The 14,412-nt window shown below is 61.9% G+C and carries 15 protein-coding genes; 7 read left to right on the top strand and 8 right to left on the bottom strand.

The annotated features are described in order from the left end of the window. Positions 1–16: 16 nt before the first annotated feature. Positions 17–328, bottom strand: coding sequence for a 50S ribosomal protein L21 (gene rplU / locus KHO53_RS14155; RefSeq protein ID WP_010225695.1), 312 nt, complete (start codon positions 326–328; stop codon positions 17–19). 252 nt (positions 329–580) lie between these two features. Between rplU and KHO53_RS14150 the strand changes: the two genes are divergently transcribed. The 3 genes from KHO53_RS14150 (at position 581) to KHO53_RS14140 (ending at position 2,400) form a co-directional block, all read left to right on the top strand. After that, entirely contained in the window at positions 581–1,549 is a 969-nt protein-coding gene (locus KHO53_RS14150; RefSeq protein WP_010225693.1) for a polyprenyl synthetase family protein, read from the top strand. 136 nt (positions 1,550–1,685) lie between these two features. Then, a complete protein-coding gene (locus KHO53_RS14145; RefSeq protein ID WP_010226371.1) occupies positions 1,686–2,027 on the top strand; it encodes a zinc ribbon domain-containing protein YjdM in 342 nt (113 codons plus the stop codon). Positions 2,028–2,151: 124 nt separating this feature from the next. Next, positions 2,152–2,400 carry a PA4570 family protein gene (locus KHO53_RS14140; protein WP_010226372.1) on the top strand — a complete coding sequence of 83 codons (249 nt, stop codon included), beginning with the start codon at positions 2,152–2,154 and terminating at the stop codon, positions 2,398–2,400. A gap of 116 nt (positions 2,401–2,516) precedes the next feature. On the opposite strand, the gene bamJ is transcribed toward KHO53_RS14140, so the two are convergent. The 5 genes from bamJ to KHO53_RS14115 form a co-directional block, all read right to left on the bottom strand. Continuing rightward, the gene (gene bamJ, locus KHO53_RS14135) at positions 2,517–3,134 is read right to left on the bottom strand and encodes a BamJ family beta-barrel-assembly machinery protein (RefSeq protein ID WP_010226378.1); all 618 of its coding nucleotides are present in this window, start codon (positions 3,132–3,134) and stop codon (positions 2,517–2,519) included. A gap of 86 nt (positions 3,135–3,220) precedes the next feature. After that, positions 3,221–3,526: a DUF6482 family protein gene (locus tag KHO53_RS14130; RefSeq protein ID WP_010226380.1), complete on the bottom strand. Its 306-nt coding sequence runs from the start codon at positions 3,524–3,526 to the stop codon at positions 3,221–3,223. 134 nt (positions 3,527–3,660) lie between these two features. Next, positions 3,661–4,149 carry a TIGR00645 family protein gene (locus tag KHO53_RS14125; protein ID WP_010226381.1) on the bottom strand — a complete coding sequence of 163 codons (489 nt, stop codon included), beginning with the start codon at positions 4,147–4,149 and terminating at the stop codon, positions 3,661–3,663. A gap of 100 nt (positions 4,150–4,249) precedes the next feature. Then, positions 4,250–4,591, bottom strand: coding sequence for a PA4575 family protein (locus tag KHO53_RS14120; RefSeq protein ID WP_010226382.1), 342 nt, complete (start codon positions 4,589–4,591; stop codon positions 4,250–4,252). Between the two features lie 173 nt (positions 4,592–4,764). Then, entirely contained in the window at positions 4,765–7,203 is a 2,439-nt protein-coding gene (locus KHO53_RS14115; protein ID WP_036993802.1) for a Lon protease family protein, read from the bottom strand. 277 nt (positions 7,204–7,480) lie between these two features. On the opposite strand from KHO53_RS14115, the gene KHO53_RS14110 reads away from it, so the two are divergent. The 4 genes from KHO53_RS14110 (at position 7,481) to KHO53_RS14095 (ending at position 11,005) form a co-directional block, all read left to right on the top strand. Further along, entirely contained in the window at positions 7,481–7,969 is a 489-nt protein-coding gene (locus KHO53_RS14110) for a DUF3015 domain-containing protein (RefSeq protein WP_010226385.1), read from the top strand. Positions 7,970–8,046: 77 nt separating this feature from the next. After that, entirely contained in the window at positions 8,047–9,900 is a 1,854-nt protein-coding gene (locus KHO53_RS14105; RefSeq protein WP_213570431.1) for a DUF7840 domain-containing protein, read from the top strand. A 184-nt stretch (positions 9,901–10,084) separates the two neighbouring features. Next, positions 10,085–10,441 carry a hypothetical protein gene (locus KHO53_RS14100; RefSeq protein WP_010226388.1) on the top strand — a complete coding sequence of 119 codons (357 nt, stop codon included), beginning with the start codon at positions 10,085–10,087 and terminating at the stop codon, positions 10,439–10,441. 66 nt (positions 10,442–10,507) lie between these two features. After that, entirely contained in the window at positions 10,508–11,005 is a 498-nt protein-coding gene (locus KHO53_RS14095) for a GreA/GreB family elongation factor (protein WP_010226390.1), read from the top strand. Here KHO53_RS14095 and gdhA read toward each other — a convergent pair. Then, positions 11,002–12,339 (bottom strand): NADP-specific glutamate dehydrogenase, encoded by a 1,338-nt coding sequence (gene gdhA, locus KHO53_RS14090; RefSeq protein ID WP_010226392.1) that lies wholly within the window; start codon positions 12,337–12,339, stop codon positions 11,002–11,004. The two genes, KHO53_RS14095 and gdhA, sit on opposite strands and share 4 nt — an antisense overlap. 244 nt (positions 12,340–12,583) lie before the next feature. Further along, complete coding sequence (gene ettA / locus KHO53_RS14085) at positions 12,584–14,248, bottom strand: energy-dependent translational throttle protein EttA (RefSeq protein ID WP_010226393.1); 1,665 nt, start codon at positions 14,246–14,248, stop codon at positions 12,584–12,586. Between the last annotated feature and the right edge of the window lie 164 nt (positions 14,249–14,412).

The raw sequence follows: 14,412 nt of genomic DNA, 5'->3' as shown, positions 1-14,412 counted from the left end.
AAATGGATTCAGGCGATTAAGCCGAAATACCGGTGATCTTGATTTCGGTGAACCACTGGCGGTGGCCCATACGCTTCATGTGGTGCTTACGGCGGCGGAACTTGATGATGCGCACTTTGTCGTGACGACCTTGGGAGATCACTTCAGCAACAACTTTGGCACCAGCAACGACTGGAGCGCCGATGTTCACGTCGTCGCCATTGGCAACCAACAGAACGCGGTCGAAAGTCACGGATTCGCCAGTGGCGATTTCCAGTTTTTCGATTTTCAGGTATTCACCTTCGGCGACTTTGTACTGCTTGCCACCGGTAACAATTACTGCGTACATGGGTATTTCTCCGATAATCCTGCTCACCCAGCTCTTTATAGGAAGAGTATTGGCTGGCATGGCTGCATAGGGCTGGAACGGCCCAGTGCAATTGCGTAAGGCAGGTGCTGCCCAGGAAGTTCAGGGTGCGCGATTGTACGCAAGCCCTGCTTTGCTTGCAAGTCCCACCCCCGACCCGCGGGCAGCGCGCCTTGACACGCCGGGACCCGCGACCTAGCATGCCGCGCAACCTTTATGGAGCACCTGTGGCCGATGCAACCCCAAGCTTTCTACCGTGCGGTAGCGGACGACTTCAGCGCCGTTGACGAGATTATCAAGAAACAGCTGACTTCGCGTGTACCGCTGGTATCGAAAATCGGCGACTACATTACCTCGGCTGGCGGCAAGCGCCTGCGTCCACTGCTGGTGCTGCTGTGCGGCAAGGCCCTGGGCCGCGAAGGCGACGACCTGCGCCTGCTGGCCGCCACCATCGAGTTCCTGCACACCGCCACCCTGCTGCACGACGACGTCGTCGACATGTCCGGCATGCGCCGTGGCCGCTCCACCGCCAACGCCCTGTGGGGCAACGCGCCAAGCGTGCTGGTCGGTGACTTCCTGTACTCGCGCTCGTTCGAGATGATGGTCGAACTGGGCTCGATGCCGGTCATGCAGATCCTCTCCAAGGCCACCCGGGTCATCGCCGAAGGCGAAGTCCTGCAGTTGTCCAAGGTGCGCGACGCCAGCACCACCGAAGAAGTCTACATGGACGTCATCCGCGGCAAGACCGCGATGCTGTTCGAGGCCTCGACCCACAGCGCCGCGGCCCTGGCCCAGGCGAGCGAGGAACAGAGCGAAGCCCTGCGCACCTTCGGTGACCACTTGGGCGTGGCCTTCCAGCTGGTCGACGACCTGCTCGACTACAAGGGCGATGCGCAGACCCTGGGCAAGAACGTCGGTGACGACCTGGCCGAAGGCAAGCCGACCCTGCCGCTGATCTACACCATGCGCGAAGGCACCGCCGAACAGGCCGCGCTGGTGCGTCAGGCGATCCAGAAGGGCGGCATCGAAGACCTCGAGAGCATCCGCGCGGCCGTCGAAGCCTCAGGCTCCCTGGACTACACCGCCAAACTGGCCCGCGACTACGTGGCCCGCGCCATCGCCTGCCTGGACGTGCTGCCAGCCAGCGAATACCGCGACGCACTGGTCGAACTCAGCGAATTCGCCGTCGCCCGCACGCACTGATTCGCCACTTCCCTAATCGCGGGGCAAGCCCGCTCCCACACGGTGGGAGCGGGCTTGCCCCGCGATTGCATTCGCCCCACGACAACAAAACCCTATACAATGTAGGTTTTGTACCTGTACGTCTTGAGGAACCTTAGTGAGCACTTTGCCACCCTGCCCCAAATGCAACTCCGAATACACCTACGAAGACGGCGCCCAGCTGGTCTGCCCCGAGTGCGCCCACGAGTGGTCGGCTGCCGGTGATGCCGAAGCAGCCAGCGATGAGGCGGTAAAAAAGGATGCAGTGGGCAACGTCCTGCAGGACGGCGACACCATCACCGTGATCAAGGACCTCAAGGTCAAGGGCACCTCGCTGGTGGTCAAGGTCGGCACCAAGGTCAAGAACATCCGCCTGTGCGATGGCGACCACGACATCGACTGCAAGATCGATGGCATCGGCCCGATGAAGCTGAAATCTGAATTCGTCCGCAAGGTCTGATTCTGGTGGGTTCGGGGCCGCCCTGCGGCCTCGACAGCCCACAACCTGGAAAAAACCGCCAATAGGCACTTGCTATTTTGATAATAAGAATTATTCTCATTGAACGCTTTCAAGGAGAATAGCCATGACTTATCTGATAGACGCCTGGCTTGACCGCCCCCATCCATACTTGCGCATCCTGCACCGGGAAACCGGCGAGGTCTGTGCCGTGCTTGAAGAAGAAGCACTGGACGAACTGCGCGACCAGGGCGACCTGGATCTCAATGGTTTGAATTCGAGTGAGCCGGGTGTGCTCAAGGAACTGGTGAGGAACCTGTTCCTGTTCTGCTATGCGCGGGCGTTGCGCCCGGGTGGCGGGACCGATTGGAACTGAAACCGCATCGCCGGCAAGGCCGGCTCCCACAATGGACCGGTGTGAAGCGAATCCTGTGGGAGCTGGCTTGCCAGCGATGAGGGCCGAAAGGCCCTCTGACGTTCTTAAAGAACGTCTTACAGAACGTCCAGCAGCTCGACGTCGAACACCAGCACGCTGTGCGGCGGGATGCTGCCAACGCCCTGAGCGCCGTAAGCCAGCTCGCTCGGCACGTACAGGCGCCATTTGCTGCCGGCATTCATCAGTTGCAGGGCTTCGGTCCAGCCGGCAATCACGCCGCTGACCGGGAATTCTGCTGGCTGGCCGCGCTCGTAGGAGCTGTCGAACACGGTGCCGTCGATCAGGGTGCCGTGGTAGTGGGTACGCACGCTGTCGTCGCGGCTTGGCTTGGCGCCTTCACCTGCGGTCAGTACTTCGAACTGCAGGCCCGAAGCCAGGGTGGTGATGCCGTCACGCTTGGCGTTTTCAGCCAGGAAGGCCTTGCCTTCGCCAGCGGCAGCTTCGGCCTTGGCAGCAGCTTCGGCTTGCATGATTTCGCGGATGACCTTGAAGCTGGCCGACAGGTCGGCTTCGCTGACGCGGCTGTCCTGGCCGTTGAAGGCGTCGGTCAGGCCGGCCAGGATGGCGTCCAGGCTTACGCCTGGTGGCGGGTTGTCACGCAGTTGGCCACCCAGCTGACGGCCGATGCCGTAGCTGACGCGAGTTTCGTCGGTAGACAGGTTGAGTTCGGACATTTGCTTGCTCCGCTGCAGGGCGCATGACAGCCGCGCCCTTTATGAAAAGGGCGAGCAGCCTAGCACACTGCGCTGGCGCAGATCAGCTACCAGGCCGAACGTCGTGGCATCGGTATTTTCAGGTCGCCATCGCCGGCATCGCCACCGCCGCACATCTCATCATCCATCGACCAGTGCACCAGGTGCACTGGCACCGCTGGCAAACCGCTGAGCAGGCGTTGCGCATCGACTACCGAATGCACTTTCAGGCGCTGCCCATGGGTGTCCGAGAGCGGATGGGCGTGGCCCTTTACCCGTGCCTCGATAATGAAATCACCGCCCTCGATGGCGATCAGGTTGAGCTCTTCGACATGACCGGCTCTGGCCTCGGTGTTCAGTTGGTGAAGGTTCATTGCGATACCTCGTTACCGGAACTTCGAGTGACCGTTCATTCTCTGTACAGCCGCGCACAAAGCACAAGGCAAAACCGCAACCGCCCGTCCGTTTTGCAACGCACGGGCGGTTGTTGACTGGGCAAAACGCCTGATCAGTGCTTGGTGACCTTGTCCAGGTAACCCATGGCAAAGGCCGAGACCACGAAGGTCATGTGGATGATCACGTACCACATCAGGTACTGGGGCTCGATGTTGCGCGCGTCCATGAACACCCGCAGCAGGTGGATCGAGGAAATCGCCACGATCGAGGCGGCGACCTTCATCTTCAGCGAAGACGAGTCCATCTTGCCCAGCCAGCTGAGTTTTTCCTTGTCCTCGTCGATGTCCAGTTGCGAGACGAAGTTCTCGTAACCGGAAATCATCACCATCACCAGCAAACCACCGACCAGGGCCATGTCGATCAGCGACAGCAGCACCAGGATCAGGTCGGCTTCGGCCAGGGCGAAAACGTTGGGCAGGACGTGGAAGATCTCTTGGAAGAACTTCAGTGCCAGCGCCAACAGGCCCAACGACAGACCAAAATAGATCGGCGCGAGCAGCCAGCGCGAGGCATACATCGCATTTTCGATAATACGTTCCATTGAAAACTCGTCAGGTTGGCAAAAAAGCGAGCGCGAGTATAACAGCCACCCATGACAGAAAAAGCCCGTGGCACGCTGCCACAGGCGTGGCGCCTGCGACTCAGGTTTCCGGATGGAACTGGAAGTCGCCGACGTGATGGACGCGCTCGCCGTTGATCCGGCGCAGCTGGGCTTGCAGGTGCACACACCAGATCTGCGGATCATCGGCCAGCTGATAACCGTGCAAGGTCAGGCTGTCGACAATGGCATTGAGCACCGACTCGGCCACGAACGGCCCGTGAAACGGCCCTTGGGCCTTGATCGCAGAGGGCTGCTCGCCAGCCATGCCGGCGGCAAACAGCAAGGTCCACATGCCATTGTCACCGGCCAGTGGGCGGATACTGCATTCAATGCGGGTCACCAGGCCCAGGCATTGACGGGTGAGGCTGAGGCTGCGCGGCATGGCGAAGGTCCTCGGTAAACCCTTGTTCAGCCCTCAGGTGAAGGCTGTCTCGTTCCTGTACCTACGACTGTCCCTGATCTGAAGAATAGAAGAATTCCACCCAGGCGTGGAAAAACCGGCGCCGAATGGTCACACCCCATTTAGCGCCGTTTTTTTGACTCGTACCACTCAGTTCAAGAAGCTTTTACCTGCGCCAGGGCCTGCTCGGCATGTTCCTTCTCTGCCTCCTTGAGGTCCTCTTCACTGATCATCTCGGCGATGACCCGCAGGCGCTCCACCACCCGGGCGTTGACGCTGCCTTCAGGGAACTGGCCCTCTTCATCCGGTTCACCGGCAGGCTCACCGACCAGCAGGCTCAGGGCCTCGTCGGCCTGGCTTACCGCATAGACGTGGAACATACCGGCGCGCACCGCCTGCAGCACCCGCTCATCGAGCATCAGCGTGGCAACGTTGGCACGCGGGATGATCGCGCCCTGTTCACCGGTCAGGCCACGTGCTTCGCACAGGCGGAAGAAGCCTTCGATTTTCTCGTTGACCCCACCCACCGCTTGCACTTCACCGAACTGGTTGATCGAACCGGTAATGGCGAAGCACTGCTTGAGCGGCGTCTTCGACAACGCCGAGATCAGCGTGCAGGCCTCGCCCAGGGAAGCGCTGTCACCGTCGACGTAACCATAGGACTGCTCAAGGGCGATACTCGCCGAGATCGCCAGGGGGAATTCCTGGGCATAACGGCTGCCCAGGTAGCCGGTAAGGATCATCACCCCCTTGGAGTGGATCGGCTGACCAAGGTTGACCTCGCGCTCGATGTCGACGATGCCGCTGCCACCCGGGTAGACCGTGGCGGAAATCCGCGCCGGGATACCGAATGCCGAATCGCCGACTTCGAGCACGGTCAGGCCGTTGCACTTGCCCACCGCGGCACCGTCGGTGTCGATCAGGATGATGCCGGCCAGCATGTCGTCGAGAATCCGCGCCGACACGCGGCCAGTGCGGGTGGCCTTGGCCTTGAGGGCACGTTCGATGTGCCCGGCGTCGGTCATTTCGTCGTTGGCCAGGTGGCGGATGAAGTCCGCCTCGCTGACCAGTTGGAACAGGTCGCCGATGCGCGCCGACAAACGCCCCTGGTGCTCGGCCAGGCGCGCGCTGTAGGTGGCCAGGCGCGCCACCGCATCAGCGCTCAGCGGCGCCATGCCCTCTTCGCTGGTGCGGGTCTTGAGCAACTGGGCGAACTGCTCCAGGCTCTCGTCGACCATGGGGATGTCTTCGTCGAAATCGACCAGTACCCGGAACATTTCCTGGAAGTCCGGATCGTGATCCTGCAGGGCGTAGTACAGCTGCCGCGCGCCGATGATCACCACTTTGATATTCAGCGGGATCATCTGCGGATTGAGGGTCACGGTAGCCAGGCGGCCGTACTCGCCCAAGGGCGATTCCATCTTCAGCTTGCGCGACTGCAGGGCGCGCTTGAGCGCGTCCCAGACAAACGGCTCGCCGAGCATCTTCTCGGCCTCAAGAATCAGGAAACCGCCGTTGGCCCGGTGCAAGGCCCCGGGGCGCAGTTGCCGGTACGTGGTGTACAGCGCCCCCTGGTCGGTGCTGTATTCGATACGGCCAAACAGGTTGTCGTAGGTCGGGTGCGGCTCGAACACCACCGGCGCGCCGCCGCTGGCGTGATGGCCGACCACCAGGCTTGGCGAGTACTGCTCTTCGAGCAGCTTGCGCGCCTGGGCATCGGTCTTGCTGTCATCGACCAATTGCTCGACCACGGTGCGCAGCAGGTACACCTGCATGGCCTGCAGATAAGCGCAAACGGCGGCGTTTTCTGCGTACTTTTCAGACAGCGGCGCCAGCAATGGCTGCAAGGCCAGGGTGATGGTTTCTTCGTTGAGGTGGCGTAGCTGGTTGCTCGACTCGCGCTTCCATTGCGGCAGGCTCGCCAGCTCTTCGTTGAGGCGCTCCTCCAGGGCGGCGATGTCGTCGTGGAAACGCTCACGCTCGGCTTCCGGCAACTGGGCGAATTCGGCTTCGTCCAGCGCCTTGCCATCGGCCATCGGGGTGAAGGCGACGTTGCTGCTGTCGCGGTACAGGGCTACGTCCTTTTCCAGTGAGGCGCGCTCGATCACATCCAGGGCGCGGTCGTAGCGCTGGTTGAAGGCGCGATCGATGGCGCTCTTCTTCTGCTGGTAGGACGGGTGCTCGAAGACCGCCGGGAAAGTCGCCAGCAGGTTGTCGATCAGGCCACCGATGTCGCTGATGAACGCCCCGGCGCTGCCTGGCGGCAACTCCAGGGCGCGCGGCTCGCGTGGCTCGTCGAAGTTGTTGACATAAACCCAGTCCGAGGGCGTATGCAGGCGTTTGCCTTCCGCCTTCAGGTAGCGTTTGACGAACGAGAAACGGCCAGTGCCGGGCTCGCCCATGACAAATACGTTGTAACCAGGGCGCGGCATGGCGACGCCGAACTGCAAGGCTTCAACCGCACGCTCCTGGCCAAGCACACCGCGAAAAGGCTCCAGATCATTGGTGGTGGAAAAAGCGAACTGTTCAGCGGAAAACGGCCGGGTCAGGGCTTCGGGCGCAAGACGCAGGCTCGCAGCGACAGGATCGGGCATCGGGCTTCCTTACTTCGGCGGGGCAGATGTCAGCATTCTGGCGCCGTGCGCGTACGCCTTGCAAGGCTCATCGCTGCGAATTGTCGCAGGGGCGAAAAGCCGATCTACGTCAACATTTTCAGGCAATCTTTCGCAATAAATCACGCAACCCTTAGATCGTGCCTAAACTCCAAACTGCGCGGCTGGGTAAATAACCGACCCGCCCTGGCAACTGGTCCTACAGATATGCCAGACAACCCTGACCTTTGGTATGTACTTCTAGAAAGAGAACAATGCTATGAAACGGATTCTTCTGGGTACTCTGTTCACTGCGGTTTCCCTCAATGCCATGGCCCAGGCGCCTGGCGGACCGGACTGCGGCTGGGGCAACATGCTGTTCGAGGGCCAACGCGGGACACCGGCCCACTTCCTGGCCTCCACCACCAACGGCACGTCCGGCAACGCCACTTTCGGCATGACCTCGGGCACCAACGGCTGCTCGACCAACTCTGCGCTGACCTATGGCGGTAAATCATGGTTCGCCATGAACGGTATGATGAACGAACTCTCCGAGGACATGGCCAAGGGTCAAGGTGAAGCACTGACCACCTATGCCGTGGTGCTGGGCGTTGCCCCGGAAGATCGCGCGCACTTCGCCGCGGTTACCCATCAACACTTCCAGGACATCTTCAAGACCGCCGATGTCACGGCTGAAGACGTGCACAGCAACACCCTCGCGGTGCTCAAAAGCGACCCGCGCCTGGCCAAATACGCCACCCAGGCTTAAGCTCGGCCCACCCGCCCCGTCACCGGGGCGGGTTGTTGTCCGCCTCTATCGGCATCATTCAGACTTAGTTGCCCGACATGCTCAAACGCCTTGCCTACCTGGCGCTCTGTGCCTGCGCCCCGCTGCATGCTGCCCCTACATTCGATGACGCACGCCTGAAGCAACTGGCGGCCGAGCGCTACTGGATCGCCCTCGGTCACTACGAGACGGCCAAGCTTGGCGGTTGGCGCAGCTACGTCGACGACCAGCGCTTCTTTCTCGCCGCAGACGGCGCCCATCACCCGGACCAGGAGCTGCGCGCCACCGTCCAGGCGCTGTATGCCCCGGCGAGCCTCGGCAACAAACACGCCCAGTGCGTGTTCCCGGCGCGTACCCGCTGGTTGCGCGAGCAGTTGCAACTCAGCGACCTGCCAACCCCGGACTGCCAGGAATACACTCAGTGGTTCAAGGACGTCTCACCGCACAGCGCGGTGATGATCTTTCCGGCCGCCTACCTGAACAGCCCGTCGTCGATGTTCGGCCACACCCTGTTGCGGATCGACCAGGCCGACGTGCAGAGCAACGCAACCGCCCTGCTCAGCTATGCGATCAACTTCGGCGCCTATATCGAAGGCAGCGACAACAGCATCCTCTATGCCTGGAAGGGCCTGATGGGCGGCTACCCGGGCCTGTTCGCCCTGGTGCCCTACCAGGAAAAGCTCTCCGAGTACCGCAGCCTGGAAAACCGCGACCTGTGGGAATACCGGCTGAACCTGACCCCGGAAGAAACCGGGCGCATGGTCGAGCATGTCTGGGAACTCAAGCAGATCCAGTTCGACTATTTCTTCTTCGACGAAAACTGCTCCTATCGCTTGCTCGAACTGCTGCAAGTGGCACGCCCGAGCCTGGACCTGACCTCGCAGTTCCCGTTGACCGCGATTCCCACCGACACGGTCAAGGCCGTCAAGCAGTCCGGCCTGGTCGAACGCATCGACTACCGGCCGTCACGCGAACGTGAGCTGCTGGAGCGGGCCAAACCGCTGGATGCCGGCGAGCAACAGCAGGTGCTGGCGGTCAGTGCCGACACCGCCCAACTGCAAAGCCCCGAATTCACCGCCCTGCCGCGCGAGCGCCAGGCCCTGGTACAGGACGCCGCCTATCGCCTGGAGCGTTACCGGGCCAACGGCCAGGAGCGCGACCCGGCACGCAGCAAACGCAGCTTCGAGCTGCTGCGGGCGATTAACCGCAACCCGCCACCGGAGCTTGAAATCGAACGCCCGGGACTGCCTGAAGACGGCCATCAGTCGCGCACCTGGCAGTTGGGCCTGGGTAGCCGCGATGATCGCGCCTATGCCGAGTATGGCCTGCGCATGGCCTATCACGACCTCAACGACAACGCCTACGGCTTTCCCCTCGGCGCGCAGATCGAGATCCTTCAGCTCAAGCTGCGCCAGTACGAAGGCAACGACTGGCAGGTGCAACGCCTGGACCTGGCCACCATCCGCTCGCTGACCCCGCGCAATGCCTTGCTGCAACCCTGGTCGTGGCAGGTCGCCGGAGGGCTGGAGCAGGTGCTGGGCAAGCATGGCGATGAGGTACTGGTCAGCCACGTCAACGGCGGCGCCGGCGGTACCTGGCAGCTGGCCGATGACCTGCTTGGTTTTGCCCTGGGCACGGTGCGGGTCGAGCATAACAATGACTTTGCCGGTTTCATCGCCCCGGCAGCGGGGTTCAACACCGGGCTGCTGTGGCGCAATCCGCTGGGCAACCTGAGTGTCGAGGCCAAGGCCGACTACTTCACCAACGGCGAGGTGCGGCGTAGCCTGAGCTTGAACCAGCAGTGGGAATTGTCCCGCGATCTGGGCCTGCGGCTCAGTGCCAGCCGCGACTTCAGCAAGTTGGCGTCGGCGCAGAACGAGGTGATGCTGGAATTGAAGTGGTACCAGTATTAGCAAGGCTGCGCCTTGCATCGCTGGCAAAGCCAGCTCCCACAGGTCAGGTGTACACGGTCCAGTGTGGGAGCCGGCCTCGCCGGCGATGGGCTGCGCAGCAGCGCCAATGCCCTGATCACATCCTTTTGACACGCCAGCGACAATTCCCCACCTAGACTTTCCCTGGCAAGCGGAGAGTTTGAACATGCGGCGGTATTGGCTGGTCATGGTGGTAATGGGCGTGCTCACAGGTTGCCAGACAACCCACGAGCAACTGATCAATCAGGGTTATCCACCGGCCTACGCCGATGGTTTCCAGGACGGTTGCAGCAGCGGTCGCCAGGCCGCCGGGGTGATGGCCGGGGATTTTCGCAAGGACGTGCCGCGCTACCTGCACAACCGTCAGTACGAGTCCGGCTGGGACGATGGCTTTCGCCAGTGCCACGCCATGCAGGAGAACCAGGACCTGCAGGAATACCGCGCCCGACACTGGGATGACCGCGATGAGCAGTGGCAGGAAGAAAAGGATCGGGATGCCGCGCGCGCCTATCGACGCAAGTAGGTCGCAATCGGACATCCGATGCAACCACCGGGCTGTCAGCATGGTCTCCCATGAAAGGAGGCCCTCATGAGCCGAGCATTCGTCAACGAAGACCAGGCCGCCGCCCAGGCCAGCCAGCCGGTGGAACGCCGGATCAGCGAGCAGCCCAACCATGTTACCGCCTGCGGCCTGACCCTGCTGCAACAACGGCTCGCCGAGCTGAACAGCTTGCGCAGCGAACTCCTGAGCCAGGGCGATCAGGCTGACCAGCAGCGCCTGGCCGAAATCGAACGCGACCTGCGCTACTTCAGCGCCCGGGTGCAAAGCGCCCAGGTCGTCGCCCCCGCCACTTCCCATGAAAAGGTGCAGATCGGCAGCCGGGTACTGTTCGTCGATGAGCAGGGCCAGCAGCATCAGGTGCAACTGGTCGGTGAAGACCAGGCCTATGCCGCCAGCGGCCTGATCAACTGGGGTTCACCTCTGGGCCGGGCGTTGCTGGGAGCCGCGCCCGGTGATGAGGTGCTGTGGCGACGACCGGCAGGGGATCTGCGAATCGAGATCGTCGCCATCGAGCCGGAAGCTTAAACCACGCCCTGGGCCAGCATGGCATCGGCAACCTTGACGAAGCCGGCGATGTTGGCGCCCTTCACGTAGTTGATCCGGCCGTTCTCTTCGCCGTAGTGCACGCAGGCATGGTGGATCGATTGCATGATGTTGTGCAGCTTGCTGTCCACTTCACCGGCGGTCCACAACAGGCGCATGGCGTTCTGCGACATCTCCAGGCCACTGACGGCCACGCCACCGGCGTTGGAGGCCTTGCCCGGAGCGAAGAGGATGCCGGCTTCGATGAAGATATCCACAGCCTCGAGGGTGGTCGGCATGTTGGCGCCCTCGGCCACGCAGATGCAGCCGTTGCGCAGCAGGGTGCGGGCGTCTTCGGCGTCCAGTTCGTTCTGGGTCGCGCATGGCAGGGCGATGTCGCAGGCCAGGGTCCAGGGGCGCTGGCCCTTGCGGAACTCCAGGCCAAAACGTTCGGCCAGCTCGCTGATCCGGCCACGCTTGACGTTTTTCAGCTCCATCAGCGCATCCCACTGCTCATCGCTCATGCCGGCTTCGCAGTACAGCGTGCCTTCGGAGTCGGACAACGAGATCACCTTGCCGCCCAGGTCCATGACCTTGCGCGCGGCATACTGGGCAACGTTGCCGGAGCCGGAAATGGCCACCCGGCGACCGTCGATGCGCAGGTCCTGGCGCTTGAGCATCTCTTCGGCGAAGTACACGCAGCCGTAGCCGGTGGCTTCCGGGCGGATCAGGCTGCCGCCGTAGGTCATGCCCTTGCCGGTCAGCACCGAGGTGAACTGGTTGGCCAGGCGCTTGTACTGGCCGAACAGGAAACCGATCTCGCGGGCGCCGACGCCGATATCACCGGCCGGCACGTCGAGGTCGGCGCCAATGTGGCGGTACAGCTCGCTCATGAACGCCTGGCAGAAGCGCATGACCTCGGCATCGCTCTTGCCCTTCGGATCGAAGTCCGAGCCGCCCTTGCCGCCGCCCATGGGCAGCGAGGTCAGGGAGTTCTTGAACACCTGCTCGAAAGCCAGGAACTTCAGCACGCCGAGGTTCACCGAGGGGTGGAAACGCAGGCCGCCCTTGTACGGGCCGATGGCACTGCTCATCTGGATGCGGTAGCCGCGGTTGACCTGGACCTTGCCCTGGTCATCGACCCACGACACGCGGAACAGGACCGCCCGCTCCGGCTCGACCATACGCTCGAGGATACCGGCCTGCAGGTAATGAGGATTGGCTTCGAGGAACGGCCAGAGGCTGCGCAGCACTTCTTCGACGGCCTGATGGAACTCAGGCTGGGCCGGGTCGCGTTGCTTGAGGCGAGCGAGGAAATCTTCGACAGATTCGATCATGTAGACATTCACCAGATGGAGTGGGCTTATTGGTTTTTTCCCCGACTGTACCAAGAAGCCACCGCACCGCAACAGGGCGAAATGTCGTTTTTATGAAATTAAATGGTGCATTTGTATAAGTGTATACACTTCATCTTTCAGCGCTAAATCTGTGGGAGCTGGCTTGCCAGCGATGAATTCGACACAAATCCAGGCAAAAAAAAACGGGACCCGAAGGCCCCGTTCCAGTGCACAGCACTGAGGGTTATGCCAGTTTTTTGTGCCGTACCCGGTGCGGCTGAGCAGCGGCTTCGCCCAGGCGCTTCTTGCGATCGGCTTCGTACTCGGTGTAGTTGCCTTCGAAGAACACCGCCTGCGAATCGTCTTCGTAAGCGAGGATGTGGGTGGCCACACGGTCCAGGAACCAGCGATCGTGAGAGATCACGATGGCGGCGCCCGGGAAGTCCAGCAGGGCTTCCTCCAGCGAACGCAGGGTTTCGACGTCGAGGTCGTTGGACGGTTCGTCGAGCAGCAGGACGTTGGCGCCCTCTTTCAGGGTCAGGGCCAGGTGCAGACGACCGCGCTCACCACCGGAGAGGTCCTTGACGAACTTCTGCTGATCGCCGCCCTTGAAGTTGAAACGGCCCACGTAGGTGCGCGACGGAATCTCGTAGGTGCCGATGCGCAGTTGGTCGGAGCCGTCGGAGATCTGCTGGAACACAGTCTTGTTGCCGTCGAGGTCTTCGCGGCTCTGGTCAACGCAAGCCAGTTGCACGGTTTCACCGATCTCGATGCTGCCCGAGTCCGGCTGTTCCTTGCCCATCAGCATGCGGAACAGGGTCGATTTACCGGCACCGTTGCCACCGATCACGCCGACGATGGCGCCTTTTGGCATGGAGAACGACAGGTTGTCGATCAGCACGCGATCGCCATAGCCCTTGGTGACGTTCTTGAACTCGATGACCTTGTCACCCAGCCGTGGACCGGCCGGGATGTAGATCTCGTTGGTCTCGCTGCGCTTCTGGAACTCCTGCGACTGCATTTCTTCGAAGCGTTGCAGACGGGCCTTGGATTTGGACTGACGGGCCTTGGCGCCTTTGCGCACCCACTCCAGTTCTTCCTTCATGGCCTTTTCGTGGGCCGACTGCTGCTTGGATTCCTGGGCCAGACGATCGGACTTGGCTTCCAGCCAGCCCGAATAGTTGCCTTCGTACGGAATACCGGCGCCGCGGTCGAGTTCGAGGATCCAGCCGGCGACGTTGTCGAGGAAGTAACGGTCGTGGGTAATGGCAACCACGGTGCCCGGGAAGTCGTGGAGGAAATGCTCCAGCCAGGCGACGGAATCGGCATCCAGGTGGTTGGTCGGTTCGTCGAGCAGGAGCATGTCAGGGGCCGACAGCAGCAGACGGCACAGGGCCACACGGCGCTTCTCACCACCAGACAGGTGCTCGACCTTGGCTTCCCAGGCCGGCAGGCGCAGGGCGTCGGCGGCCACTTCCAGCTGACGCTCGAGGTTGTGGCCATCGCTGGCCTGGAGGATGGCTTCAAGCTTGGCCTGTTCGGCAGCCAGCTTGTCGAAGTCGGCATCCGGCTCGGCGTAGGCGGCGTAGACTTCGTCCAGGCGGGCCTGGGCGTCCTTGATCACACTGACCGCTTCCTCGACCACTTCACGCACGGTCTTGGCCGGGTCCAGCTGGGGCTCCTGCGGCAGGTAGCCGATGTTCAGTTCGGGCATCGGACGGGCTTCGCCGTCGAACTCGGTGTCTACACCCGCCATGATTTTCAGCAGGGTGGATTTACCCGAGCCGTTGAGGCCGAGCACGCCGATCTTGGCGCCGGGGAAAAACGACAGGGAGATGTTCTTCAGGATTTCCCGCTTCGGCGGGACAACCTTGCCCAGCCGATGCATGGTATAGACGTATTGAGCCATGGATAAACCTAGCGTCAGAGACGAAAAAATAAGGACGATACAGATGAAGGAAGCCGTAGCCCCCAGGAAAGGGCCAAAGCTACCGTAATGCGCCGGGTTGGGCAAACCGCCGACGAACAGGGCTGGCACTTTGCCACGTTTGCGGGCATGCTAGCCGCCCTTCG

The organism is Pseudomonas sp. RC2C2 (genome assembly GCF_018390435.1).
In the GTDB taxonomy this organism is placed as follows: domain Bacteria; phylum Pseudomonadota; class Gammaproteobacteria; order Pseudomonadales; family Pseudomonadaceae; genus Aquipseudomonas; species Aquipseudomonas donghuensis.
The sequence above is the reverse complement of the archived record's forward strand: the minus strand, read 5'-3'. Positions and strand labels throughout refer to the sequence as shown.